The following is a 22,661-nucleotide window of genomic DNA, read 5'->3' on the forward strand; positions in this document are numbered from 1 at the left end:
TCGTTGGGTCCATCCGCTCTCTCGGTTCAAGCCCGATCGCTGATCATGGCTACGTCTTGGAGAGATTCCCGAGTTTTGGTCGGCAAGCTTTTGCACCAAACGCACGAGGCAGGTCTACACACCCCTATTATTTGCGTCGGCAGGCCGAGCCCTGGGGATCCTGACATTCTCCGGGTACCGCCTAACGGTCCGCCCGTAGTCTTGGGAGCGGGTCTCGAACCAGGACTGGTTGAATCTTTAGTCTCGCTGGTTGCGGCTGAAATAAGGGACATAGAGAGCATAGTAACTCATTGCGGAGGGATACCCAGAATTCCGGAACCTCCGCTGAACTATGCTCTCGCCTTTGGGCGTCGGCTGCCCATAGAGCAGAGGCTCGCGTTGGCTCGAATCGACGGCCAAGCCGTAACGCGAAATCGATTCGAAAGCGTATCTCAGCTGTTCGTGGATGGTGTCGGCCTTCTCGAAGCATACGATGATGCAATGGTTTCGTCGACGGCTGCAGACGCTCATCCTAGCATTCCAACGCTTCGACAGTTGACTGTGCGGTGGCCTGGCTTTGCGGATGGCGTTCGGATGTTGCATCGCCTCGGGCTGCTGTCCGACGAGGAGATCGAAATCGGGAGCGCGCGCCTGCAGGTCAAGGAGGTCACGGAGGCGCTTTTAAGTCGCCGGAACCCAAATGACGATGGCGACCAGGTCGTCCTTGACATCGCCATTGAGGATCGCCAAGGGCGGGTTGGCCGTTGGACGTGCATCCTGCGCTCCGAGCTTCAGGAGCGAGGCATCTCAAGCATGGCGATCGCCACCGCAGTGCCGGTGGCCGCAGCCGTGGAATGCGTCACGCGTCAACAGTTGCGGGGTCCCATACACCCCAGCAAAGCCGCGCTCGCCGATGTCGCCGCGATGGCCCTCGAGCAACTGAGGAGAAGCCGGATCGCTGTCTTAGCCGAGCGCGCGACCGGGCTGTTGGAAACAAGCACAATTTTGGGAGCTGGTCATGCAAAGACGAAAGACACTACTCGTGGGGAGCGGACCAGCAAACCTGGCACTGCTGACCTGCCTCAAGGAGCGGGGATCCTCAGTTCTGGATTCGCTGGAAGTCCTTGAGCGCCGCGACAGCGCAGAATGGCACCTGGGCATCGCCTTCGAGGATTCGATGCTCCAAGTGTCGTTGTTCAAGGACCTGGCGTTCCTGAGGAATCCGGCAAGCCCATTCACTTTTTTCTCGTTCCTGCGTGACAAGGAGCTTCTCTATCACTTCATCCATACGAACAATCTGTATCCTTCAAGGAAGCTGTTTTCCGACTATCTGGTCTGGGTAAGCCGGTTCTTTGCGAACAAGATTTCTTTCGGCAAGGAGGCGGTGGCGGCCAGGTTCCACGAGAAGCCGTCGGGAACCCAAACCCTTGTCGTCACGACCAGGGATGTCTCGAGCGGAGATGTTTCAGAAATCGAGGCAGACGACGTGGTCGTCAGCCTTGGGCATGAGCCATACATCCCCGAAGAACTGGCCGTCGACTCCGGCCGCGTGGTGCATTCAAACTTCTTCCTATCCCATGCGAACGAGGGAATAATCAACGCTAACGCTCGCGTTGCGGTCGTCGGGTCCGGGCAAAGCGCCGGCGAGATAGTCAGATTCCTGCTCCAACACCGGGAAGTGTCGGAAGTTATCGTCGTTGGTCGGCGCCACCTCTTCGAACAGACGGATGACAACCCGTTCGTAAATGATTTCTACACTTATCCACACTCGCTGAAGTTCGCGGAGTTGCCACTTGAAGATCGCAAGAGCTTTCTTTCCGACACTAGGAACACGAACTTCTCCACCGTCACCAAGGACGTCCTCAAAAGCATCTACGATCTTCGATTCGAGGACCAGGCGTGCGGACGCGACAGGCTCAGGCTGTTCCCGTATACTGAAATCACGGCGGCAAAGCGTCTCGAGAATGGTCTTCGTCTAGACCTTCGCGGAATCGGAGGCAAGCCGGACTCCACGACGCTTGAAATTGACCTCCTGGTATGCGCGACGGGCTTTTCAAACCGTCGCCATCTATCATTTTTCCAACTGCTGCAACCGCGAATGGAAGATGGCGACGTCGTTGTCGATGAGTCCTTCGAAGTGGGACTCGATCAGATGCCAGAATCGTGTTTCACCGGTCCGAGACCTCGCGTTTTCTTGTTGAACCACTCTTTTGGCCTTCGGGGCCCAACGGAGCACACACTCGGCGGTCTGGCCGAACGGGCTGCGGTGGTGGCGAAGGCGCTGCAAGACGGGCACGTGCTTCAACCTGCTCAAGGTCGCCCCGAGACCTTGCCAGCGGCACGGCCAACCGGAAATTCGAGACTGGAAACGAAATGATGTGTTCGCAAGTAATAGATCTCAAAAATGAAACACGCGCGGTCCCCATCTCGATTGAAGGGGGCATCGTCATGCATGATCCCTTCCCGGAAGGGGGCGACGTTTCCATCCGACTATTGAAGCTCAGTCCAGGCGCGACCACTTGCCGTCACAACCATACGGAAGTCGAATTTTGGACGGTGATCTCTGGCGGCGTTCGAATTCATCTAGACGAAAAGACGTTCCTGCTGCTTGGCGGAGAGAGCATTCGGATGGACCCGCTGAGCAGGCACAGGATTGAGGCTTTGGACAGCGGTGCAGTCATGCAGACAGTGTGGTGGCACAGCCGCGCAGCCTTCGAAGAGGCGACTTCCACGAACGAAGCGATAGGAAAGAGCAGACCGCTGCTGCTGGTGCCCGCAATGCTTACCCCGAATGGGAACATGCATATAGGTCATGCCTCAGGACCGTTCCTCTACGCGGATGTGTTGCGCCGAATTGCCGAGACCGGCGGCCGAGAGGTTTTCGTGCTGCAGGGCACGCACGGTCACCTTGAGCACATTGCAATTGCGGCCGACGCTGCTGGACTGGAATACTACCAGCTGGCCGAGAAAAACACGGCTTCTTTCCAGGAGGCTCTGCATCGGCTCAATGCAGTTTCGGATATTTTCCTTGGGACAAAGCCTGACCGCCGCGGCAAGGCGGTCGTTCTCGAGGTCTTTAAGCGACTTTGCAGCAAGGGCCTGATCGCTGAAAGAGAGCATTTGGTCCCGTATGACGTCCAAAGTGGGCGCTTCAAGGTGGACGCCTTCGTCCACGGCAAATGTCCATATTGCGGCGGCTATTCCTCCGGCCACGAATGCGAGGATTGCGGCGCGCTGGTCCTCGATGCCGAACTCCAGGATCCGGTCGATCTCGACGGGCGCTCGCTGGAACGTCGTCCCCTGAAGCGCCTTTTCCTGAACCTCGCTCCATTGCATGACGCACTCGAATCCTTCGCCTCGCGGAACTTCCTGCCCATTTACGCAAAGCTCTATGTCGAGTCCTGGCTGTCCCGGGGGCTTCCGGCAGTCTGCATCTCAAACCCAAACCGGGAGGGAATTCGGATTCCAATCCCAGGATTTGAGTGCCAGCGGTTTACCATCACCATGGAACACGTGCCTCGGCACTTGCTCGCCTTAGAAACGATAAGAGAAAAGAGCGGATGCCCCGCCTTCTGGTACCAAATCCCACGGGACGAGATGCCGGAGCTGGACATTCTCTTCGGGGCGGACAACGCCTTCGGACGTCTGTTGGTTATTCCCGGGGTACTTTCGGCGCTTGATCTCCATGAGATGCTCCCCCGACGGATTTTCGTCAACCAGATGCTCACGCTTGAGGGGAAGAAGTTCTCAACATCACGAAATCACGCAATCTGGGTGAACGACATCGCTGCGGAAGAAACTGCCGAGCCGCTTCGCTTCTACTTGTGTCGGTGTCGTCCGGACGGTTCTGTCGAGGACTTCTCCATGGGTGCCTACGAGAGCTGGAAACGGGACTTCTGGGACGGACGGCTGTCGAGATCGGTCGCGAAGGCTAACGAGGTCATCGGGCGGGTCGCGACAGACGAGCTCCCGTGTCCTGGCCAGTGGTCAGCCACCGACATTGCGTTCCTCGCGGACTGCACACGCTTCAACGCGGAAGTGCGGGCGCGATTCGAAGCGGATTACCCGGACGTACGTCAGTTGACACGCGCAATCGAGGCGTTCGTCGACGCAATTGAGCGCTATTCATGTTCAGTGCTGCAAGTTCCGGCTGCGCCGAAGGTGAAGGAGGCGCTTGCCCGGACTGCGGCCCGCGCGGTGACCTTCGCGCTCGTCGGACTCTGTGTCGCGACATACCCGGTCGTACCTGATTTCGCCATCTCCATCGCAAGGAGTCTGGGGCTAGAGGCTCCCAAGCTCAGCTGGTTCGACCGCGACTGGATGGCCGAGCCAGTCCGTCTGTCTGCAAGCCATGACGCTGGAGGCCGTTGAATAACCGATCAAAGTTTTCGGGCGTTCACCGCAGCCACTTTTCGAGAATCAGCCGGAGGATGCGGGCAAGCCAGGAAGTGCATCGTGGACTTCGTCTTTGATTAGCCTTGTCACCGAAACGACGCCGATGTCGTCCGGCTCGGGCGAAGTCTGACGTGTTGATGGCTTTTCAAAAGCGCGGCTAAACGACGACAAGAGTTGGTTGTATTGCAAAGTTTTTTCTGTGTCATGAAGGTTGGTCGGGACAGGCCGCTGTCATGCCGCCAGTATGGCGAACTGCTCGGCCAGGGAGGGATTTGGATTGAACGCGTACCTCGCCTGTCGCTTGCGCATCATGTGAAGCATTTCGATCTCCGACAGGGTGCTGGCGGTGGCCGGCGACTTGAAACCCAGCATCGGCCGCACACGGCGCTTGATGCGCCGGTGGTCCTGCTCGATCCTGTTGTTATCAGACATGAATAGGCGCGACGCGCCAATCCGTATTTTCTTGCACGGATGGATCGACTACCGTCCTCCTAGGGGAGCATGAGCAAGACCTAACAACCACGGCAAGTGCAGGGCAGGGTGCTTGACGTATCGATGTTCGTCATCGTTTCAGCCGTCAGGCCGACGCGCTCGCTAACGAAAGTGACGCTAGCGCATGAGTCAGGCCTTGATTGAGCCATCGGCCCCCTTGTCGACATAGCCGTGTTGGCCGTGCATGCACAGCTAAGACAAAGCATTGAATGGATTTCGCGGCGTGGCTCAAGGATCATGTTCCATCGACATTCATTCAGACTTTCCGGGCGGCGGCTGCCAGCATCGCCTGACCGATCGGATGATCCCCCTGGGCGTTGACCATTTCGCCAGCGTTTTGGATGTCGCGCCGCTCTTTGTTCTGACTGAGCTTGGCCTTGCCGACAAGGCGAGTGATCTCGATCTCTATGCCGACGATCGCCTTGACCATTGTGTCGATAAAGTCCCTGGGCGCGTCCCCCATCTTCCACGGGATAGGCTGGGTCGACTCGTGCCTGTGAGTCAGTTTGGCGACATTGCGGCGGACATAGCGTTCGTCGTCGTGGATTGTGATCCGTCCATAGGCATGTGCGACGATGTAGTTCCAAGTCGGCACCTGCTTGTGAAAGTCCTGTTTGCTCGGATACCACTGGGGCGAAATATAGGCATCGCCGGCGCGGAACACCACGAGCACCTCATCGCCGGTCGCCACGTCCTGCCAAACTGGATTGTTGCGGGCGACGTGGCAGCGAAGGGTGCCGTTTTCTCCATGTGACGCGTCGAGTTCGAAGGGGATGTGATTGGCGTCGAGCCCGCTCCGGCCATGGGTAATCAGCACGCCGAGGGCGTTGTTCTCGATCAGATGGTAAAGGATTTCTCGGCTCGGTTCATTGAAATGCGCGGGTACATACATGACAGTTCCTTTCACGGGCCGCCGGGTCGCTGTTCACCGGCTGGCATCTGATGGCAGGCATTCCAACGCGGCGGCGACCCGGTCCTTCGCTGCTGCAGGCAGAGGCAGGATGGGACGCGGGGGGTCGGCACGGCAAATGTCGAGCAATTCGGCAAGGGCATAGACGACGCGAAGACTTGAGAACTCCTGGAAGAGGCTCCAGAGCGGCGAAAGCGTGGCATCGATCCGTCGCGCTTCGGCCGCATCGCCCTGCTGCGCCGCCCTGACGATCATCATGCATGCCTCGGGCAGGATGCCCGCGAGGACGCTGTACCATGTATCGGCGCCGGCGATCATGGCCTCGGCGGCATTCCAGTCGCCGCTGTAACCGATCGAGAACCCTTCCGGCAGCGTTCGCCTCTGGTCGGCCAGATGGCTCTTGATCGCATCGCTTTTGTTGGTCGGATTCTTGATAGCGACGATCCCACCAACCTTTGCCAGGCGGTTGACGAGGGCTGGGGTGAAATGGAAATGCGTCGTTCCCGGATTGTCGTAGACGATGATCGGCAGGCCACTTTCGCGCGCCACTGTGGAGAAATGTTCGAACACCTCGTCATCAGTGAGCGGGGTATAAGAGGCAGCGGCAAGCAACCCCGCCGCAGCTCCAAGGGCCTTGGCGTCCTGCGCGAGCCGCACGGCTTCGTCAGTGCGTAGCGCGCCTACACCCACCACGACCGGCATTCGCCCTGCGGTTTCCTCCAAGGTCTCGGCGAGCGCCCGCCGCCGTTCCTCGCGCGACAGAAAGATGTATGTGCCGGTGCTGCCGAGAAGACCGATGGAATCGACCTGAGCGTCGCCAAGCCGAGCAATCAGCCTGCGCAGAGCAACGGTGTCGACGCGGCCGTCACGATCGGCAGGCGTGATGGGGAACGCGGAAAGACCGCTCAGGAATGCCATGGCAAGGCTCCAGGTTGGTGCGTGAGGGCAGGGCTGGGCGCACGACAGGTCATCACAAGGCGTCCAGAGCCTGCCGCAGGTCGGCGATCAGGTCATCGGCGTCTTCAAGACCCACCGACAGACGCATGAGGTCCTCGCCGACTCCGTCGGCCAGATGGGCATCCTTGCGGATCGGCTGCCGAGCACGTGTGAGACTTGCCGGATGATAGATGAGGCTATCGGCATCGCCGAGGCTGACGGCGCGAGTGATCAGGTTGAGCCGGTCCATCATCCGGCGCGCGCCTTCGTATCCAGCGCGCAGGCCAAAGGCCAACATGCCCGACCCGTTGGACATCTGCTTTCGCGCTGTCACCTGATCAGGGTGCGAGTCGAGGAAGGGATGACTCACAAATGCCACCGCCGGGTGCGCCTCGAGCGCCTGAGCCACCGCAAGGGCTGTGGCGCTGTGCCGTTCCATACGAAGCGTGAGCGTCTTCAGACCGCGCAGGATCAGGAAGGCTGACATGGGCGAGAGCGCTGCGCCGGTGATGTAGCGTAGGCCCGTTTCGTGCAGCGTGCGGAGTGTTTGGGCGTCGCCCAGAATCGCCCCGCCAAGGGCATCGCCATGACCGTTGATGTACTTGGTCAGCGAGTGGAGCACGATGTCGGCCCCGTGTTCAAGCGGTCGCTGGAGCGCGGGCGAGGCGAAGGTGCTGTCGACTGCAACCTTGACACCGCGCGCATGGGCGCGCTCGGCAATGGCAGCGATGTCGAGGATGCGGCTCAGCGGATTCACCGGCGTCTCGAAGAAAACAAGCCGCGTCCGCTCGGTAATCGCGGCCTCGAGATTTTGTGGATCGGACAGATCGACCGCCACGACCTTGATGCCGAAGCGGGGGACCGCCTGCTCGACCATGGCAAGCGTGTTCGCATAAAGCGTCTTGTGGACAATGAGTTCATCGCCTTGGGAGAGGAGCGACAGGATCAGCGTGCCGAAAGCCGCCATCCCCGAGGCAATGACCAGACCTGCCTCGGCTCCTTCCAGATTGGCGAGCCGTTGTTCGAGGATCTCTGTCGTGGGATTGTATTCGCGCGCGTAGAGCCTTCCGCCAAGCGCGGCGGCGGCCTCGTTTGCTGCCACGCTTTCGAAGCCATAGGTCGAGGTCAAGAAGACTGGTGGCTGAACGGCATTGGAAAAGCCGGACGGATCGTAGCCATGATGGATCGCCCGGGTGGCGAAACCGGGGCCGGTGTCGTTGAGCGAACGCGCGGGAGCATCGGTTGCGGATTGATAGGTGCGGGTCATTCGGCCTCGAAGATCTTTCTTGGGTTTCCGAAAGATTGACGGCAAACTGGCCAATGCGAAATATCCAGTTGGCGATGAATGAAATGGGCCAGTCTTCAAGTGCCGGTGCTGCCGGTCGCTCGCACGCGATGGGTGCACGCGAGATCTACGAGGCTCTTCGCGAGCAAATCCTGGGCGGCGTCTATGAAACCGGCAGTCAGTTGCCGTCCTCCCGAGGCCTGGCAAATGACCTCGGGGTTTCGCGAACGACGGTGACGGTCGCCTACGAGCAACTGGCTGCGGAAGGTTTCATCGAAGTCCGTCAAGGCGCGCGACCTCGCGTTTCATCTTCGTTAATCGGTCCTGAGGCAAGCCGCACTTCCCCGAAACGGCTAGGCCCGGTTCATATATCCGCCTATGGCGAACGACTGCGCGTCACGCCGCCCTGGCCAGATTACTTGCCGACCGGGTTGAGGGTCGATTTCCGCTATGGCGACCTGGCGCCGGCAGACTTCCCCGCATTGGTCTGGAAACGTGTGATGAACGAGGCGATGGGGCAGCGCCCGTTGCGTCTTGCCTATGACGATCCTCGCGGCTCGCGCAGGCTACGCCAGGCGCTGCAGGGCTATCTCTGGCGCGCCCGAACCTTGAGCTGCGACCTCGAGCAGATCATAGTTGTGAACGGCTCGCAGCAGGGCCTCGATCTGTGCGCTCGCCTGCTTCTTGATCCCGCCGACCACTTCGTCATCGAGAATCCGTGCTACAGGATGGCGCGTCAGGTCTTTGCCAGTACCGGTGCCTCGCCCATCCCCGTCACCGTCGACGAGGATGGGATGAAGACGGAGTTGCTGGCGGGGATCGGGGCACGCTTGGCCTATGTCACGCCATCGCATCAGTTTCCGCTGGGCGGCGTCATGCCGATCGCGCGCCGCCATCAGCTTCTGGAATGGGCGCGGCACAACAACGCCTACGTGATCGAGGACGACTACGACAGCGAATATCGCTATGACATCAATCCGGTCCCTCCGCTGCACAGTCTCGAGGACCACGGGGCTGTCATCTACCTCGGCACGATCTCCAAGACGCTTTCGCCGATGCTGCGTATCGGCTACCTCGTCGTCCCGCCGGAATTGCAGGAGGTCTTCGCAACCGCCAAACAATTCGCGGACCGGCATTCGCCGGTGGCTGAACAGGAGGCTCTGGCCTCTCTCATCGAGAGCGGCGGCTACGAAAGCCATGTGCGCCGCGTGCGCAGGCTGAACGGCGAGCGTCGGGAGACATTGTTGGGCGCCTTGCAGCGCTGCTTGGGAGATCGCATCGCTGTCCAGGGAGCAGAGGCTGGTCTGCACGTCGTCGTTTGGCTCAACGACCTGCAGCGATCGCGGGGAACGGCACTGGTCGAAGCCGCCCGACGCACGGGGTTGGGGCTACACCTGATATCGCCCCTTTACGAACGACACTCGGAGGAAGGCCGCACCGATCGCGTTGGGCTTGTCATGGGCTACGCCGCCTTGAGCATTCGGCAGATCGAGAAGGGCGTTGAGGTCCTGCGCGAGGTTGTCAAGCAAGTGCAAGACGCGTTGCCGGGGCAGGGTGACTGAGACAGGGGACGTCGAAAGCTGGCGCTGAAAGCGACCCCAAGGCCCCCGCATTTCGTGGCAAAGCCAACTGGACTGGGAAAACGCCATGCAACTGGTGCTGTTGATCAGGCCAGTTTGGCGGCAGATTTTGGTGGAAGACGATTTCCGAGAGCGATGCATGACCTGGCAAGGAAAGCTGCTGCACATCCATATCGCGCCCGCTGCCTCTTATGAAATGGAGGAGCTGGCGCAGGCGCAGCTCGTGGCCGGCCGAGGCATTGTCGGAGACCGCTACTACCTGGGGACGGGGACCTATTCCGCGCGTCCTGACGTTCGCGAGGTGACACTGATCGAAGCCGAAGTTCTGGACGCGATCGCGCAGGGCGAACCCAGGATACCGGGCTTCAAGGCCAAGCTCGCACCCGAAGATCACCGGCGCAATATCACAACACGAGGCGTTCCGCTTAGCCATCTTGTCGGCAAACGCTTCCGGGTCGGTGAAACGATCCTCAGGGCTGCCCGGATGAATGTGCCGTGCAAGTATATCGAGGAGTTGCTGGGGCTTCCGGGTCTCTACGAGGGGCTTCTGAACCGCTCGGGCCTGAACTGCACAATCGAGGTCGGGGGCGTGATCCGCCCCGGTGATCTGATCTTGCCCATCGACGAGTGAAACGCCATGGCCTCGCCCCGCATCATCATGAAGCTGACCGTGACCGCCGTCCGCAAGGAGCCCGGTGACGTGCTGATCATCGACCTGAAACACCCGCGCAAACCTCTGCTGCCGCCGTTCGAGGCAGGTTCTCACGTCGATGTCCATCTGCCTGAGGGGAAGGTGCGTCAGTATTCGCTTTGCGGCGACCCGACCGAGCTCGGCCGCTACACCATCGCGGTGAAACGCGAGAGTGACGGCCGTGGCGGCTCGGCGTGGATTCACGAAACCGTTGCGGCCGGCTCCACACTGCCCATCTCGGCGCCACGCAACCATTTTGCGCTCAAGCCCGGCGAGGGGCCGATCTTGCTGCTGGCAGGCGGGATCGGAATCACCCCGATTCTGGCCATGGCGCGCGCGCTCACCCGGCAGGCCAAGCCGTTCCACTTGCATTATTTCACCCGCAGCCGGGCGCTCACGCCACTCCTGCCGGCGATCGAGAGCGATCTTCCTGTCGGAAATGTGCAGCTCCATTTCGATGACGAGCCGGCGACCCGGGAGGATATCGCCGCGCTCCTGGCCAACCGTTTGGCCGACGCACAGACTTACTATTGCGGGCCGCCCGGATTCATGGCGGCTGTGGGGCGCGCGGCCGAACACTGGCCCGAGGGCACTGTTCATTTCGAAACTTTCCAGCCTGCCGGGCTTGACGGCGCGCCACCGGAACCATTCATCATAGAACTGCGTGAGGGCAGGGTGGTCGAGGTTTCGGCGCAGACCACGGCGCTCGCGGCCCTGCGCGCAGCCGGGGTGCCGTTGCTGGCCTCATGCGAGAACGGCGTTTGCGGGACCTGCGAATGCGGGATGCTTGGTGGGCAGCCGATCCATCGGGATTCCATCCTGTCGAAAGACGCACGCGGCCACCGCTTCATCGCCTGCGTGTCACGAGCGACGGGCGTGCTGAAGCTCGATCTTTGACGGTCCACTGGGATGCAGCCATCCGGACGCTGATTTTCGGGGAAGTGAATGACGACGAAACTTGCACATTTGAACGAGATCGAGCGCTGCGTCTCCTGGCTCGCAGCCTGGACGATCCACCACGCCAACCACGTCCGCGAGAGCGACGAGATCAAGGTCGGCGGCCATCAGGCTTCTTCCGCCTCCCTGAGCACGATCATGACGGCACTCTACGGATCGGTGCTGCGCCCACAGGACCGGGTGGCGGTCAAACCTCACGCGGCGCCGATCTTCCACGCTCTCCAATATCTCGCGGGCAACCAGACCCGTGAAAAGCTCATGAACTTTCGTGGCTACAAGGGCGCCCAGAGCTACCCTTCACGGACCAAAGACATCGACGACGTCGATTTCTCGACCGGGTCGGTGGGGCTCGGCGTCGCGCAGACGCTGTTTTCGTCGCTGGTGCAGGACTATGTCTCGGCCCATGGCTGGATCAAGGACCGCCCCGAGGGTCGTATGGTCAGCTTGATCGGCGATGCCGAAATGGACGAGGGCAACATCTACGAAGCCCTGATCGAGGGCTGGAAGCACGGGCTACGGAACTGCTGGTGGATCGTGGACTACAACCGCCAGTCGCTCGACGCCGTGATCCGCGAGGGCCTGTGGCAGCGGTTCGAGCAGATTTTCCGTAACTTCGGCTGGGACGTGGTGATCCTGCGCCATGGTGCCCTACAAGAGGCCGCCTTCACTGAGCCGGGGGGCGAGAAGCTGCGTGAGTGGATCGAGCGGTGTCCCAACCAGCTCTATGCGGCGCTGACCTTCCAGGGAGGCTCAGCCTGGCGCAAGCGGCTGCTCGACGAGATCGGAGATCAGGGTCCGGCCACCGCTCTGATCGAACGCCGCTCCGACGACGAGTTGCAGGCGCTCATGACGAACCTTGGCGGGCATGACATGCCGAGCCTCCTTGAAGCGTTCGAAGCGGCATCCAGACATGACCGCCCTGTCTGCTTCATCTGTTACACCATCAAGGGTTACGGCCTGCCGCTTGCAGGGCACAAGGACAATCATGCGGGACAGATGACGCCTGCACAGATGGAAGGGTTCCGCCGGCAAATGGGCGTCAAGCCGGGTGAGGAGTGGGGCAAATGGGCCGCGGCCACCCTGCCGGAACCGGAGCTTGAAGCCTTCTTCTCCAAGGTGCCGTTCTTCAGTGAGGGGCGGCGCCGGCTGTCGGCGCCGTCAGTGCCGGTGCCCGAAACCCTTCCGTCATCGGGGCAGCGCGGCAAGCCGCTCTCGACCCAGATGGGCTTCGGCCAGATCCTGAACGACATCGCGCGCGAGCAGAGTCCACTTGCCGAACGCATTGTCACCACCTCGCCCGATGTGACGGTCTCGACCAATCTTGGGGGGTGGGTCAACCGGCGTGGCCTTTTTGCGCGCGAGACGATGGCCGACACCTTCAAGGCCGAACGCATCCCCTCCACCTACAGTTGGGAGTTCGGACCCAAGGGGCAGCACCTGGAACTCGGGATCGCAGAGTCAAACCTGATGATCATGCTCGGGGCGCTCGGTCTATCGCATTCGATCAATGGCGTGCGTCTGCTGCCGATCGGGACGGTCTACGACCCGTTCATCTATCGCTGCGCCGATCAACTGAACTATGCCTGCTACCAGGACGCACGTTTCATGCTGGTCGCCACGCCCTCCGGCGTGACGCTGGCGTCGGAAGGCGGGGCGCACCAATCGATCGGCACCCCGCTCATCGGCATGGCGCAGGATGGGCTTTGCGCCTTCGAACCGGCCTTCGTCGACGAGTTGTCTGTGATCATGCGCTTCGCATTCGATTACATGCAGCGCAACGGCGAAGGAGATCCGGACGAGACGACATGGCTGCGCGATCAGACCGGAGGGTCGGTCTATCTGCGCTTGTCCACCCGGCCGCTCGAGCAGCCGTTGCGCGACATCAGGCCGGACCTGGCACGGGATATCGTCAATGGCGCCTATTGGCTGCGACCGCCCGGGCCGAACGCCAGCGTAGTGATCGCTTATCAAGGCGTTGTCGCGCCAGAGGCGATTGCAGCGACTGGGCTTCTGGCAGAGGACCGGCGCGACGTCGGGCTGATGGCAATCACGTCAGCCGACCGGCTGAACGCGGGCTGGCAGGCAGCGGAGCGTGCCCGCCAGCGCGGAACGACCGGCGCCCTTAGCCACATCGAGCGGATGTTGGCACCGCTGTCGCGCGATTGCGGAATCGTTACCGCAATTGATGGTCACCCGGCGACGCTTGCGTGGCTCGGCGGCGTGAACGGGCATCGCGTCAAGGCGCTTGGGGTCGAGCATTTTGGCCAGACCGGCACGATTGCAGATCTCTATCGCCACCATGGTCTCGATGCGAATGCCATCGTGCATGCCGCCCAGGCAGTCAGTTCCGGCCGCAGGATCCGATACCTGAAGGCGCTTCCCTAAGCGGTCGGCGGACGTCTTGCGCTATCGGCACGATGGGGGTGTCATGCTTGAGTAGCCGCCCGAGACTCCATCAAGCCAACGCCATATTGCCGCGGGGTCACGTTTCTACGCCCCGTTCCAGCACAGCCATGGAAAACGAAACGGCATGATCGTCGGCAGCCGCATAGGAGTGCGGCTGATCGGTGAGGAGTCGCGCGGCTTCGCCGGCTTGCAAGATTATGGTTTCGGAGCCGACAGTGAGCTTCAGACTTCCTCGCAGGACCGAAACAAGTTCACGAGTGCCGCGGCTGTGAGCGTCCGACCAATGGACATCACCGGGCGCAATCGTCCAGGACCACATCTCGAACATCGTTCGGCCTGAGGTCGATGCCATCAGTTTCGCCTCGCTGCCTTGCGGGGTTTTCCAAAGTGTTGCTGGTTTGGTCCGTTCGATACGATCGTCTGTGATTTCTTCCGAAGTTTGACCTAGCAAGTCGTTGACCGACAGCGAGAACGCGACGGCCAGGCGGCACAAGACTCCAATGCTCGGATTTGCCTTTGCCTGTTCGATGGCCACAACCGTGCCCTTCGAAAGGCCCGCGCGCTTCGCTAGCGCATCAAGGCTCATATTCTGCAATTGCCGCAAATGCTGCACCTTGGACGAGAGCAGCGTTCCCAGTTCTCTCTCGGTTGCCACCGCTGCTGCGTGCTTGGTCATTATATTGACTTCTCCAGATATGCCGCTTACGGTCAGTATAATGACCGGTGCGCGAACTTCAATCATGCCATCTCATTTGTTCAAGGATTGATGAAGATGTACCTTCCGATCGCTCGTAAAGCCATTGCTTTGAAGTCAGATACATCCCCGACAATAAGGGCGGCGGCGGATATGCATCGACCATTGAAACCCGTTCTGTTCACTGGGTGCTGCGCATGAGTGTCACGGCCGCAAGCTTGGCGGCCGCCGCTTTTGGCGCTGGCGATTTTCTTGGCGGTGTCGCGTCCCGCGGTTCGGATTGGCGCCGGGTCGTGTTGGTGGCGCTCGGAACGGGCTTGCTGGTCTTAGGCGTCCCGGCATGCTTCAAGGGCAGCCCGCCCGCTACGCTTCCGCTGACCTGGTGTTTGTCGGCTGGCGCAGGTTTTGCGGTCGGTGTGTCGCTCCTCTACCGCGCGCTCGCCGAGGGACAGATGACCCAGGTCGCACCGGTCACCGCCGTCGTTGCAATCGCCGTTCCGGCTCTGGTGGATATTCTGACCGGCAAAGCGCTGACAGGGCATCTGTTGCTTGGGCTCGGGGCTGCCGGCCTCAGCGCTGCTCTTCTATCGGGTTTGAGTGGTGGCTTGTACAAGAGCATCCGGAACCGATCGGTCATCATTGTCGCTATCGGTGCCGGGCTTGGCTTGGCCCTGTTCTACATCGGCCTTGATAGAGTCGACGCGGCAGGGGGAGGGATCTGGGGACTCACGCTTGTTCGTGCCACAGCATTTGTACTGGTTACTGCCGTGGCCCTGAGAAGCCGAAGACAGGTGTTTCAGTTGCGGAGCTTGGGTGTCGCTGCTGTTGCCGGCCTTCTCGATGGAACTGCAAACCTGCTGCTGATGCTTGCATTTGCCACGGGAGGGTTGGCCGAGACTGCCGCCGTCGCCTCACTTTATCCGGTCGCCACCATCCTGTTGGCCATCGCCGTTCTGCGAGAGCGGCCTTCGATTACACAAGGGATCGGGCTGCTTTTGGCCATTCCGGCGGTCTTCCTTCTCCAATCCGGTTAAGGGGTGGTCCAAGCGGCTCGGGACGACAATGATAGATGCCGGTCTGAGGTGCCCGTCCTTGCAAGAGGGGGCGTCACGTTCTCCCTATCGTCCTGGTGCGACGATCGAGTGGCATGCGCAGGGCAGTTGGCCGTCAGGATATGACAATTCGCGGATGCCAACCGGACGTGGCGCGCCTGCGAAGTGGCAACGGTCGCGTTGCCCTTCCGGGGTCAGCCGCCAACCCCAAACGAAGTATTCTTGCGCTGGCTTGAAGGTTGCATCGGCGACATTTCACCTTTGACAGGCCCTTGGGCACTGTGCGCCTTCAGGAGCCGGTATAAATGTGCGCGACTTATGCCGAGCAAATCCGCGGCGCGACGCTTGTTCCCTTGAGCTTGTTTCAACGCGGCCCGAATCTCCGCTCCGGTTTGGGCTTGAATTCGGTGCTTGAGCGGAGGGTTCGATCCCGCATATGTCGGCTCCAAAGGAAACTCTGGGAAAGACGCAGAAAGTTTGCCGGTGATGACCAGTCGCGTCAGAACATTCTCCAGTTCGCGCACGTTGCCGGGCCATGAATGCCGGAGCAGGAGTTGACGGTCCTTCGCCGCCAACGCGGGCGCTGGCTTGCCCAGACGGTCGGTGATGCGTGAGAGCAATTGCTCCGCGAGAAAACCGACATCGTCGCGCTCACGTAAAGCAGGTACAATTATAGGAAGCACATTCAGCCGGTGGTAGAGATCTTCGCGAAAGCGGCCAGCTTTGACCATATTGGCGAGCGGTCGGTTGGTAGCACAGATAACACGCGCGCTGACGCTCACGGGAGTGGTGCCGCCTACCCGCACAATCTCGTTGGCCTGAAGGACGCGCAGCAAGCTGCCTTGAAGGGAAAGCGGCATATCGCCAATTTCGTCCAGGAACAGCGCGCCACCTGCGGCAAGTTCGAACTTGCCCGGCTTGCCGCGATTGCGGGCACCCGTGAAGGCGCCACCCTCGTAACCGAATAGCTCAGCTTCGACGAGCTCGCTTGGAATCGAAGCGCAATTGACCCAGACGAAGGGTCCGCGGGATCTGTCTGATAGGGCATGAATTGCATGCGCGGCCAGTTCCTTGCCCGAGCCGGTTTCGCCGCAGATGAGCACTGGCAGTTCATATTCCGCGACCGACTGAAGGGCGCCGCGATACGCATCCATCTGCTCGCCTTGTCCAAGGATGTCGTCCAAGCTGAATTTTGATTGCCAGAGCTTGTTGCTTTGAGGGATGGCGAGCTCCGCCTTCGAGATACGGCTGTATGTTTTCTTTAGCGCATCGAAATCGGAGAACAGGGCCAGCCCTACCGCGCCGATAGTAATACCATCGCGCTGTACAGGAACCTGCTTCGTCACCAATTTGTGGCCACGAACTTCCAAGGGATAGCCGACATGGGTCCCTATGCCTCGAGCAACAAGATGAAGCCGGGTTTGTTGCCCAACCACATCGGTTATGTGTCGACCTAGAAATTCCTCTGCCTCGCCTCCCAGCAGGCGGCAATAAGGCTCGTTTATCAACACGATCGTCCCGGACGTATCAACGGCAACCAGACAGTCCGAGACATGATCGAGGATGAGCCTCAGAAAGTCGGCCTCTTCGGATGAACCGACAAACCAATCCGGAAGCGCCATTGAAGCACCTGTGTTGGCCAAGCCCCAAGCGCAGGCTTGCGAGGCTTCATGATGTCCGAGTGTCCCGCAAGCGAGACGATAGTGTGTCTCTTCGGTGACATTACTATCCCGGTTGCGGCCTGTCAAACATCGCTCACAGTTTCAAAGGCGACGATTTTCTACAACGATACCAACTCGATAAGAGGGTTGTTGGCGCGCGAGCGTGGACTGGCCCGGGCCTTGCAAAGTTCCCCGTGTGGAAACGCGCAGGGAGGAAAGAGATGACGCGCATCGACACCTTTGAAATAAGAGACACCGTGGTACGTGTGTCTGGAGCAGGAACACCACTGGTCTTTGTCCATGGATTCACGACCACAGCCGAATTCTGGCGAGAACAAATCGAGGCGTTCTCGTCGCGATACAGGGTCATCAGGATCAATTTGCCCGGACATGGTGCATCCCCGCGCCGCAAGCGACGCGACTACACGGTACCGGCCTTTGCGGAGGATGTCCTGGAAGTGTATCGCGCCCTGGAAATCGGCGAGGCTATTCTCGTTGGCCTTTCGATGGGAGGGACCGTGGCTCAGAGTTTTACGCTTTCCCACCCCGAACGCGTGCGAGCGCTTGTGCTTGTCGGGGCTACATCACATGGGCTAGGCGAGCACGTAAATGCCGACAGTGTGCTGACGGCAATCGATGAGCTGGGAGTCGTTACGGCGAGCCAGAATGTCATCCAAAAATCTTTCGGCCGGGCCGCAAGCGCTGAGCTCGTGGCATTTGCCAAGGAAGAGGTCGCGCAAACTCCGGACTTCGTGGCGCGCCAGGCGATCGCCTCACTCAATGCATCGGACAGTCGCCTCAGGCTCGGAGAGATCCGCGTCCCGACCCTGGTCGTCGTCGGGAATGAGGACGTCATCACGCCTCCGAGTGAATCGGTTATTTTGGCGGAAGGAATTCCCGATAGCCAGCTTGAGATCGTCGCCGAGGCGGGCCACTTCCCGATGCTTGAGCAGCCCGAGGTTTTCAACCGCGTGCTCGACGAATTCCTCGTCGAGAACATCAGCCGATCCCGTCTGATGGGAGGCGCTGGCCTCTCTCAGCAAACTGTTTGATTGGGAGGTTCAAATGTCCTTTCAAAGTATCACTGCCGCTTCGCAATCGCACGATCTCGACCGCGACACCAAGCGGATCGTCTTTGCCGCCGCCTTGGGAACCGTGTTCGAATGGTATGATTTCTTCATCTACGGCTCCCTTGCCGTATTGTTCAGCACCCTGTTTTTCCCCAAAGGCAATGAAACGGCTGCATTGCTCGCTGCACTGGCGACCTTCGGGGCGGGCTTCGTCCTTCGTCCCTTCGGAGCCGTTGTGTTTGGCCGGCTGGGTGATCTTGTCGGTCGCAAGAAAACGTTTCTCGTGACCATGCTGGTCATGGGCTTTGCTACGGTAGCGGTCGGTTTTTTGCCGACATTCGAGTCCATCGGGTGGGCCGCTCCGATACTCCTGGTCTGTCTGCGGCTGTTGCAGGGGCTGGCCGTCGGCGGCGAGTTCGGCGGTGCCGTCACCTACGTCGCCGAGCACGCCGATGTGGAAAGGCGAGGCTTCACGACGAGCTGGATCCAGATCACCGCGACATTCGGCCTGTTCCTGTCGCTGATAGTGATCGTCTTGTGTCGTGCTTCCATGTCAGCGGAAGACTTCGCAAACTGGGGCTGGCGCATACCATTCATCGGCTCGATCGTCCTTCTGTTGCTGTCGCTCTACATTCGTCTCAAACTGCAGGAATCACCTATCTTCCAGGAGATGAAGGCACAGGGCAAAGGTTCGAAGAATCCGATCGCCGATACATTTGCCGACGGCCGAAACCTGCGCCATGTGCTCGTTGCGATCTTCGGCGCCGTCGCTGGTCAGGCGGTAATTTGGTATACGGGGCATTTCTACAGTCTTTATTTCATGACCACGACGCTGAGGATGAGCCAGGACCAGGCAAGCTTCTACCTTCTAACGGCACTCGCTTTGGGAACGCCGTTCTTCCTCTTCTTCGGTTGGCTGTCCGACAAGGTCGGACGCAAGTGGATCGTGGTGACGGGTTGCGCGCTGTCAGCCCTGCTGATCATACCGCTCTTCCAGGGCCTTGCGAGCTACGGGAACCCTGCGCTCTCACAGTTCCGCTCGAAGACGTCAGTGGTGCTAACTGGCAATGACTGCCGCCAGGATCAGTCGTTCGTCGGGCAGCTTTTCCGACCGAAGGCAGCGACACACTGCCAGACGGTGAAGGCGCTGCTAACGGCGCACGCCGTCCCCTACACCATCAACACCGACGCTGAACCCCTTCGCATCCAGATCAACGATGACGCACCCAAAACCTTCGATGATGCCGCACTCCTTGCGGCATTGACCGAAAAGGGCATGCCGCCGGCAAATACACCCGCCCAGCCCAACGGCCCCATGGTGGTCGCTGTTCTGTTCGCTTTGATCTTTCTTGCGACGATGGTCTACGGACCGCTCGGGGCATTGTTGGTCGAGTTGTTTCCTGTCCGGATCCGCTACAGCGGGGTGTCGGTCGCCCTGCAACTTGGCAACGGTTGGATTGGTGGATTCGCGCCCTTTGTGGCAACAGCTGTCGTCATCGCGACCGGCGATATTTTCGGTGGCCTATGGTACACCGTCGCGTTTGCCGGTTTGACCGCGGTTATCGGGGCGTTTCTGCTCCCAGAGACCCGTGGCCGCGACTTGAGTAACTAGGGCGGCGGAATAGAAGGCCGCGGCGCTGTCCCAACGGCGCCGCGTGCGTCGCGCGCGGATCAACCTTGCCCCCTAGAACCAAGTGATGAGCGACATCATGTCAGGACCAGCGACACCAAATTCCGAAAAGCTCTATGCGCGTGCCCGCGAGGTCATGCCTGGCGGGAACACGCGCACCACCGTCTATCGCAAACCGCATCAAATCTATGCAAGGCGCGGCGATGGCTGCCGGATCACCGACATCGACCGCCATGTCCGGATCGATGCCTTGGGCAACTCCACCTCTCTGATCCATGGCTATGGCAATCGCCAAATCCTCGAGGCGGCTACACGGCAGCTTGAAGCCGGAACGTGTTTCGGCATGCCTACCGAGAGCGAAATCCGGCTGTCTGAAATTCTGTGCGATCGTCTGCCGTCCGTCGAGCAGCTTCGCTACACAAATTCCGGCACCGAAGCGGTGATGAACGCTATCAAGGCGGCGCGCGCCTATACCGGCCGACCGAAAATAGCAAAATGCGAGGGCGCCTATCACGGAACGTACGACCCGGCCGAGACAAGTCTGGACGCCAGTCCAGCTACCTGGGGGGATATCGATAGGCCGGGATCCGTGCCGGCAGCCGAGGGGACACCCCAAGGGGTGCTCGACGATGTCGTCGTCATTCCCTTCAACAACACCCCGGTCGCCGAGGCAATCCTGCGTGCCAGCGGCAACAGCCTCGCCGCCGTGCTTGTCGATGTGATGCCAAACCGCGCTGGCCTCGTGCCGGCAAAGTCCGACTATCTGGCGATGCTGCGGCGGGTCACGCGCGAACTCGGGGCCTTGTTGATTCTCGATGAGGTCATCACGTTTCGCCTTGGCTACAATGGCGCTCAGGGCCGTTTCGACATCGACCCGGACCTTACCACGCTCGGCAAGATCATCGGCGGCGGCTTTGCAATCGGCGCCATCGGCGGGCTGGCGGAAGTGATGTCGGTGTTCGATCCGAGCAAGGGCAAACCCGCTGTTCCTCATGGCGGGACGTTCAGTGCCAATCCCATGTCGATGTCGGCCGGTATAGCCGCTCTGGAGGAATTGACACCCGCCGCATTCGAGAAGCTCGAGGCGCTCGGTGATCGCTTCGACCAGGGTATTCGTGCGTGTTTTGCTCGACACGGGATCAAGGGGCAAGTTACCGGGCTGGGCTCGCTACGCCGTTTCCACCTGACGCACGCACCGTTGAGCGACTACCGTTCCACATTCGCAGCGGCGGATGGCGCCGCGCGGGTTTTGGCGCTCGCTAAGGTATTGTTCGACGAAGGCGTGATCATTTCAGGCAACGGATTGATGGCGTTCTCCACCGCCATGGAGGGCGCGGATATCGACGAGATAGTACGGGCCTTCGACCGAGCATTGCCGGCTTTCGCCTGATGACCTACGCAATATGATTGGGAAGCTGTCGGCAGAGCGAACGGCACTGTTTGTTGGTGCAGACCGCTTATCCCGTTCGCCTCAGGTGGCCACAATATATGGTGCTGCGTCTGTCGCCCTTCTCCCAGCCGAATAGCCAGACTGGGCCAAGGTGGCACGATTCGGGTGTTGCCAGCATCCCGCCGATTCGCGATTGATGCAGTCCTATGTGCTCGGTGGCGATGTCCGGATCGGTATGGAGGACACGACCCAGATGTCGCTGACTGAGCTCGTGAAGAGCAATGCCGAACTCGTCGAGAAAGCGAAATGGCACTTGGAACGGCTTGGTGCGCCGGTCGCCGGCCCAGCTTCAGGGCAATCTCGGCTGTCGCAAAAGGCCTAGCTTCTTGTATTAGGGGTCAAATCCTCACTTCGCTTGACACGAAGCGGACATTTGGGTCCGTGGAAACCGCTAGACGGCCGCCAGAGTAGAATTTCCAAACAGTCTCTCAGGTGAGGAAGCCATGCGAGATGCCTCATCTAACATCATTTCCCGCATCCAAATGCTTGCGGGGTCGCTGCTGTGAAGCGCAGGCCATTGGATGGCCTCCTTCAATGAGGGAAGTGGCAGCGGAAGCTCCATTATCTGCAGGGGTATTGTTTTTGCGAAATGCTGAGCCAGTCGCAAGGGTATCGTCGCTATACGGTTGGTGCCTGATAGAACGGGCGGGATCATGCTAAAGCCCTGTACGACGATCTCTATTCGTCTCTTGATACCGTGCTCGAGCAAGTACCACTCCTCGATGGACGGCCTCAGGGTGTTCCCGAATTTGACCGCGACGTGCCCCATCGACATGTATCGGTCGAATGTAAATGGCTCGGATAGCGGCTTATTCGTGCCGCAGGCTACGCATACGAATATATCCTCGAACAGTGCTTCACGAGGCTGCTTCGACATGAAGAGTTCCGGCATGATCAAAAAATCGACGTCGCCGCGCCGGAGAAGCTGATCGTAGTCGTCGGCAAGAGGCAGACAATCGAAGGTGACCTCGGGAGCTTCCCGCGCAGTACGCTCTACGATCGTCTTAAAAAACACCAGTGTGATGAAATCCGAAAGGATGATCCTGAAGCGGCGACCCGATTTGGCTGGGATAAACAGATCCTTGGAAATAACGGAGAGCTGGATGTGCAGCAGGGCCTCGCGCACCGTGATGGCAAGCGCTTCCGCACGCGGTGTTGGGATAAGTTCACGACCATGCATCGTAAACAGGTCATCGTTGAAATAGGCCCGTAACCGGGCGACGGCAGCGCTCATCGCTGGCTGACTGAGGTTGATGTTGCGCGCCGCCGCCGTGAGGTTGCGCTCGGTCATCAGAGCGTCGAGTGCCACCAGGAGATTTAGATCAAGGCCTTTGAACCGCATGTCTTATCCATAGGGTGGATGCGTGGCATCCAAACAATCGATTTTAGGAATTAGTGAGCATGCGTCATTAGAAGCATCGACCCCCCGAAATCAAGTGCCACAGCGGTGCATTCTTGGCGGCGCAGGAAGGA

Annotated in this window: 18 protein-coding genes and 1 pseudogene; 12 read left to right on the forward strand and 7 right to left on the reverse strand. The window is 60.0% G+C overall.

Going from position 1 to position 22,661, the window contains the following annotated elements; all coding sequences use genetic code 11:
- Positions 1-45 precede the first annotated feature (45 nt).
- The 3 genes from OHD62_RS30645 to OHD62_RS30655 all read left to right on the forward strand — a co-directional run bounded on the left by OHD62_RS30645 (position 46) and on the right by OHD62_RS30655 (position 4,350).
- Entirely contained in the window at positions 46-1,107 is a 1,062-nt protein-coding gene (locus OHD62_RS30645; RefSeq protein WP_263790939.1) for a saccharopine dehydrogenase C-terminal domain-containing protein, read from the forward strand.
- Entirely contained in the window at positions 998-2,356 is a 1,359-nt protein-coding gene (locus tag OHD62_RS30650) for a lysine N(6)-hydroxylase/L-ornithine N(5)-oxygenase family protein (RefSeq protein WP_263790810.1), read from the forward strand. Before OHD62_RS30645 ends, OHD62_RS30650 begins: the two co-directional genes overlap by 110 nt.
- Before the next feature lie 71 nt (positions 2,357-2,427).
- A complete protein-coding gene (locus OHD62_RS30655; protein ID WP_263790811.1) occupies positions 2,428-4,350 on the forward strand; it encodes a class I tRNA ligase family protein in 1,923 nt (640 codons plus the stop codon).
- A 255-nt stretch (positions 4,351-4,605) separates the two neighbouring features.
- On the opposite strand, the pseudogene OHD62_RS30660 reads toward OHD62_RS30655, so the two are convergent.
- The 4 genes and pseudogenes from OHD62_RS30660 to OHD62_RS30675 all read right to left on the reverse strand — a co-directional run.
- A pseudogene (locus OHD62_RS30660) lies at positions 4,606-4,839 on the reverse strand (DDE-type integrase/transposase/recombinase); the annotation flags it as partial.
- A 283-nt stretch (positions 4,840-5,122) separates the two neighbouring features.
- Positions 5,123-5,758, reverse strand: a complete 636-nt coding sequence (locus OHD62_RS30665; protein ID WP_263790812.1) for an FMN-binding negative transcriptional regulator — start codon at positions 5,756-5,758, stop codon at positions 5,123-5,125.
- Between the two features lie 33 nt (positions 5,759-5,791).
- Positions 5,792-6,694: a dihydrodipicolinate synthase family protein gene (locus tag OHD62_RS30670; RefSeq protein ID WP_263790814.1), complete on the reverse strand. Its 903-nt coding sequence runs from the start codon at positions 6,692-6,694 to the stop codon at positions 5,792-5,794.
- Between the two features lie 52 nt (positions 6,695-6,746).
- Positions 6,747-7,979 (reverse strand): trans-sulfuration enzyme family protein, encoded by a 1,233-nt coding sequence (locus OHD62_RS30675; RefSeq protein WP_263790940.1) that lies wholly within the window; start codon positions 7,977-7,979, stop codon positions 6,747-6,749.
- 83 nt (positions 7,980-8,062) lie between these two features.
- On the opposite strand from OHD62_RS30675, the gene OHD62_RS30680 reads away from it, so the two are divergent.
- From OHD62_RS30680 to OHD62_RS30695, 4 genes are all read left to right on the forward strand, one after another.
- On the forward strand, positions 8,063-9,559 hold the full coding sequence (locus OHD62_RS30680) for a PLP-dependent aminotransferase family protein (protein WP_263790942.1): 1,497 nt from the start codon (positions 8,063-8,065) through the stop codon (positions 9,557-9,559).
- A gap of 157 nt (positions 9,560-9,716) precedes the next feature.
- The gene (locus tag OHD62_RS30685) at positions 9,717-10,208 is read left to right on the forward strand and encodes an MOSC domain-containing protein (protein WP_263790944.1); all 492 of its coding nucleotides are present in this window, start codon (positions 9,717-9,719) and stop codon (positions 10,206-10,208) included.
- Positions 10,209-10,235: 27 nt separating this feature from the next.
- Entirely contained in the window at positions 10,236-11,165 is a 930-nt protein-coding gene (locus tag OHD62_RS30690; RefSeq protein WP_263790816.1) for a PDR/VanB family oxidoreductase, read from the forward strand.
- 48 nt (positions 11,166-11,213) lie between these two features.
- On the forward strand, positions 11,214-13,610 hold the full coding sequence (locus OHD62_RS30695) for a transketolase (protein ID WP_263790818.1): 2,397 nt from the start codon (positions 11,214-11,216) through the stop codon (positions 13,608-13,610).
- A gap of 97 nt (positions 13,611-13,707) precedes the next feature.
- Here OHD62_RS30695 and OHD62_RS30700 read toward each other — a convergent pair whose 3' ends face one another.
- Positions 13,708-14,307: a helix-turn-helix domain-containing protein gene (locus OHD62_RS30700; RefSeq protein WP_006201706.1), complete on the reverse strand. Its 600-nt coding sequence runs from the start codon at positions 14,305-14,307 to the stop codon at positions 13,708-13,710.
- A gap of 215 nt (positions 14,308-14,522) precedes the next feature.
- Here OHD62_RS30700 and OHD62_RS30705 point away from each other — a divergent pair, with 215 nt between their 5' ends.
- Positions 14,523-15,359, forward strand: a complete 837-nt coding sequence (locus tag OHD62_RS30705) for an EamA family transporter (protein ID WP_263790822.1) — start codon at positions 14,523-14,525, stop codon at positions 15,357-15,359.
- A gap of 212 nt (positions 15,360-15,571) precedes the next feature.
- Here the strand turns inward: OHD62_RS30705 and OHD62_RS30710 are convergent, their stop codons facing one another.
- Positions 15,572-16,999 (reverse strand): sigma-54 interaction domain-containing protein, encoded by a 1,428-nt coding sequence (locus OHD62_RS30710; protein WP_263790824.1) that lies wholly within the window; start codon positions 16,997-16,999, stop codon positions 15,572-15,574.
- A 260-nt stretch (positions 17,000-17,259) separates the two neighbouring features.
- Here OHD62_RS30710 and OHD62_RS30715 point away from each other — a divergent pair, with 260 nt between their 5' ends.
- From OHD62_RS30715 to OHD62_RS30730, 4 genes are all read left to right on the forward strand, one after another.
- Entirely contained in the window at positions 17,260-18,090 is an 831-nt protein-coding gene (locus OHD62_RS30715) for an alpha/beta fold hydrolase (protein ID WP_263790826.1), read from the forward strand.
- Positions 18,091-18,103: 13 nt separating this feature from the next.
- Positions 18,104-19,720 carry an MFS transporter gene (locus OHD62_RS30720; protein ID WP_263790829.1) on the forward strand — a complete coding sequence of 539 codons (1,617 nt, stop codon included), beginning with the start codon at positions 18,104-18,106 and terminating at the stop codon, positions 19,718-19,720.
- A gap of 85 nt (positions 19,721-19,805) precedes the next feature.
- The gene (locus OHD62_RS30725) at positions 19,806-21,128 is read left to right on the forward strand and encodes an aspartate aminotransferase family protein (RefSeq protein ID WP_263790830.1); all 1,323 of its coding nucleotides are present in this window, start codon (positions 19,806-19,808) and stop codon (positions 21,126-21,128) included.
- A 196-nt stretch (positions 21,129-21,324) separates the two neighbouring features.
- Entirely contained in the window at positions 21,325-21,510 is a 186-nt protein-coding gene (locus OHD62_RS30730; protein WP_006201698.1) for a 3-keto-5-aminohexanoate cleavage protein, read from the forward strand.
- 69 nt (positions 21,511-21,579) lie between these two features.
- Here OHD62_RS30730 and OHD62_RS30735 read toward each other — a convergent pair whose 3' ends face one another.
- Positions 21,580-22,530 (reverse strand): LysR family transcriptional regulator, encoded by a 951-nt coding sequence (locus tag OHD62_RS30735; RefSeq protein ID WP_006201697.1) that lies wholly within the window; start codon positions 22,528-22,530, stop codon positions 21,580-21,582.
- Positions 22,531-22,661 lie beyond the last annotated feature (131 nt).

The organism is Mesorhizobium sp. YC-39 (assembly GCF_025753795.1).
Lineage (GTDB): Bacteria > Pseudomonadota > Alphaproteobacteria > Rhizobiales > Rhizobiaceae > Mesorhizobium.